Source organism: Bilophila sp. 4_1_30, from assembly GCF_000224655.1.
In the GTDB taxonomy this organism is placed as follows: Bacteria; Desulfobacterota; Desulfovibrionia; order Desulfovibrionales; family Desulfovibrionaceae; genus Bilophila; species Bilophila wadsworthia.
This window is the reverse complement of record NZ_JH114238.1, coordinates 49,506-52,504: the sequence shown is the minus strand read 5'-3', so window position 1 is coordinate 52,504 and position 2,999 is coordinate 49,506. Positions and strand designations below refer to the sequence as shown.

General features: G+C 64.2%; 3 protein-coding genes. 2 read left to right on the top strand and 1 reads right to left on the bottom strand.

All coding sequences use genetic code 11. The features are described from left to right. On the bottom strand, positions 1 to 610 hold a 610-nt coding region (locus tag HMPREF0178_RS22230), incomplete at its 3' end, for a hypothetical protein (RefSeq protein ID WP_009369309.1). Between the two features lie 327 nt (positions 611 to 937). On the opposite strand from HMPREF0178_RS22230, the gene HMPREF0178_RS19755 reads away from it, so the two are divergent. Next, on the top strand, positions 938 to 1,555 hold the full coding sequence (locus HMPREF0178_RS19755; RefSeq protein WP_009369308.1) for a S24 family peptidase: 618 nt from the start codon (positions 938 to 940) through the stop codon (positions 1,553 to 1,555). A 1,141-nt stretch (positions 1,556 to 2,696) separates the two neighbouring features. After that, a partial coding sequence (locus tag HMPREF0178_RS19750; RefSeq protein ID WP_009369306.1) for a pyrimidine dimer DNA glycosylase/endonuclease V occupies positions 2,697 to 2,999 on the top strand: 303 nt, incomplete at its 3' end.

Below are 2,999 nucleotides of genomic sequence, written 5' to 3'. Positions count from 1 at the left end.
GGATCGCGCTGCCCGCGCGCGTGCCCCTTCCCCCCTTCCGCCGCTGTTCCTGCTCCTGTTCCTGATTGGGCATACCCTCCGGAAAGGCTTCCCCGAAGGGTATGGGCAAGGCTTCGGGAGGAGCCCCGGCAAGGCTTCCGGGACGGCTGGCGGAAACGCCGGGCGCGGCCCCGCCCAACACGCCGGGGAACGCCTCGGCGAACGCGCTGCGGAACCCCTCCCCAAGCGTCAGGACGGCCTCCCCCGTGCGCTCCAGCATGGCCCCCTTCAGCGGGGATTCCGGCAAGTCCCTGAAGGCCCCCACCCACGAGCGCACAACATTGGGCGATTCCGGCATGTTGTGGCGGAGGAAGTTCGGGAACCATACGAGCGGGGCCTTGGCGTCCTCCTTGGCGATGCCGAGCGCGAGGACTTCCCCGAACGCCTTCCGGAACACCTTTTCGGACCACCCGAGCTCACAGGCGAGGCCGGGGGCGTTCGCCCGGATCGCGCCGAGCGGGGTCATGTGCGGGTGCGTCAGCAGGAACAGCAGCGCGAGCTTGCCCTTGTCGGAAAGCTCGCGGACTTTGGCGTCGTTCCAGATGCACGGCGATATCTTACGGTATTTCATCACCTTTCCTCCTGTCCTCCCGTATGGCGTCCGGGGGCGGCCCTGCCGTCTCCCCTAAACTTCAAGCGTTCCTTCAACTTTTCCGCTCCCCTGCCCCGCGCGATGAAACGCCTGCGAAGCGGCAACGGCGCGCCGATGATGCCGGCCTCGGCCCTGACGGGGCCGGGCAAGGGGTGCCGAGCGCCGGGGCACAGCCTTGGGCGGTTCACGAAAGCGCGTCCTATCCCATACACGGAACGAATGATTCCATATATGAAAACAAATGGCAACAAAAAAATGCCACATGAGAATCTTCCCATATATGAAAAAACTTGCTACGGTTCCGGGATGAAGACCGATTACGAAAAGGCCATAGAATGGCTGAACAAAAAGGCGGAAAAGGCGGGCGGGATCACCAATCTGGGCAAGACGGTGGGAGCCCCGGCCTCGACGTTTTTCCGCGTGCTCAAGGGCGGATCGCCTCCCGGAGCCGACAAGCTGCTGGACTGGATTTCCCAGCTCGGGGGGAAAATCGTATTCCCTGACGAGCGGATGGAAGGCTATACCCTGATCCCCAAGGTCGTGGCCCAAGCCGGGGCCGGGTCGTCGCTCATCACTTCGGACGAGGTTCTGGGGATGTATGCCTTCCGCGACGACTTCCTGCGCAGGGTGGGCGTCCACGCCAAGGAATCCGTCATGCTGGACGTCATCGGGCACAGCATGGAGCCGATGATCCGCCATAAGGACACCATCCTCGTCGATCAGTCCGTCAAGGAGCTGCGGGACGGGGACATCTTCCTCGTGGGCTTCGGGGAGGAGCTGCTCGTCAAGCGCGTCCAGCGCACCCCGCGCGGCTGGCTGCTCAAGTCGGAAAACCGCGATTTCTCCGACATCGTGGTCGAAGGCCCGGATCTCGAAACCTTCCGTGTCTACGGGCGGGTACGCTGGTTCGGGCGGGTCGTCTGAGGGCTGCCCCTCCAGCTGAAAAGCACCCGCCACCCACCTATCCCGGCTCACCGGAGGAGTTCCTCCTTTCCCCTTTTGCAGTCCCCCCCACATCTACACATATCCCGGGAGGCGGCCCGCGCACGGCTCCCCGGAGGCACGGGCCGCCTCCCGGCACAGCCTCCCAGTGCGGGCACGCCTCGGCTAGATCCTTAGCAAGAATCCGCGTGTAGACAGCCACCCCGCGCATGGGCCCGCCCCGGCTGGGACAGCGGCACCGAAACGGGCTCCCCTCCATAAAATGCAATGCTTCCTTGCCGCGCCCCCTTTCCCTCCCCCCGCCTCTCCAGAGGATAGCGGGGCACCCTTTGCCCGCCCCCCGGCTTTCCTCCCCCTCCGGTTTCCGCCTTCATAAAAAGGGATTCCCCTGCCGTGCCCGCGTCTTTCCTTCAGGAAAGACGTACCATGAAACCTTTCCGCCCTGCCCCTGCCCGTGTCCCCTTCTTGAGCCGCGCCCGCACCCTTCACCGGGATCGGCTGTCCTGCGCCCCCGGAACCGCCTCCGTCCCCAAGATCCAGATGGCCAGCGCCCCACCGCGCCTGCCCCGGCCAGGAGCCCCGTTCCGGTCGGCTGTGCCCCTACGCCGCCTCCGTCCACAGCCGCCCCTTTCCGGGCTTTCCCACCAAACCGGGCTGTGATTCCTTCCTATCGCCTTCTTCAGATCTTTTTTCGCATGGTTGGGAAATGGACTCCCATAGATAATGCTGTTTCTGGAATCCATACGGCGATTTTTAATCTCATATATGGAATTTTATCTTGACTCGATACTCTATATATGAAATGTTCTCTTCACGGCACGGAGCTGAAAGCCCGCTGCCGGCGTACCCCCGCAGAGTTCAGGGAAGGGCCCGTCCTCCACCGGGCTCAAGGTTCCGGCTCCCGGGGGTACGTCAGTACCCCGCCCGCATGGGCAGCCTTCCCGCCGCGAAACGGACGGAGGCCGCACAGGGGAAAACGGCGGCACAGAGGAACGGCACCGCGCCGCTCCCGTCCGGCGGAACGGCGGGGTGCAAGGGTACGGCCCAAGCGCCGCAAGCCCGGCACAAGTCTCATTGTATGCAAGCGCCCCGCCCGCTAGACTCCCGGCAAAGGAGTGCGGCTATGCGAATGTGGATGCTTCCCCCGGAAACGATGTGCCGTAAGCACCTGTTGGGTGAACATGTTGAATTACATATGCTTCTCGGAAGCTTGCGGCGCGGGAAAAACATTGACGGGTTCCTCGCCGGAAAGCTGGTGGACCCCCGGCGCATGTTCCGGCGGCATAAGGAGCTTGTGCTCGAAATGGAGCGGCGCGGCTACAGGCACGCGTCGCCGCTGGATGAGGCCGAGTGCGAAACGCTGGCGCGGCGGTACGGGCGCACGGGCACGGAGATAGATGCCGAAGCCAACGCCGCCGAACTGGCG

Bases quoted from the DNA above. Each gene is read 5' to 3' on its own strand.
- HMPREF0178_RS19755 (WP_009369308.1), top strand. From the start codon at position 938: ATGAAGACCGATTACGAAAAGGCCATAGAATGGCTGAACAAAAAGGCG.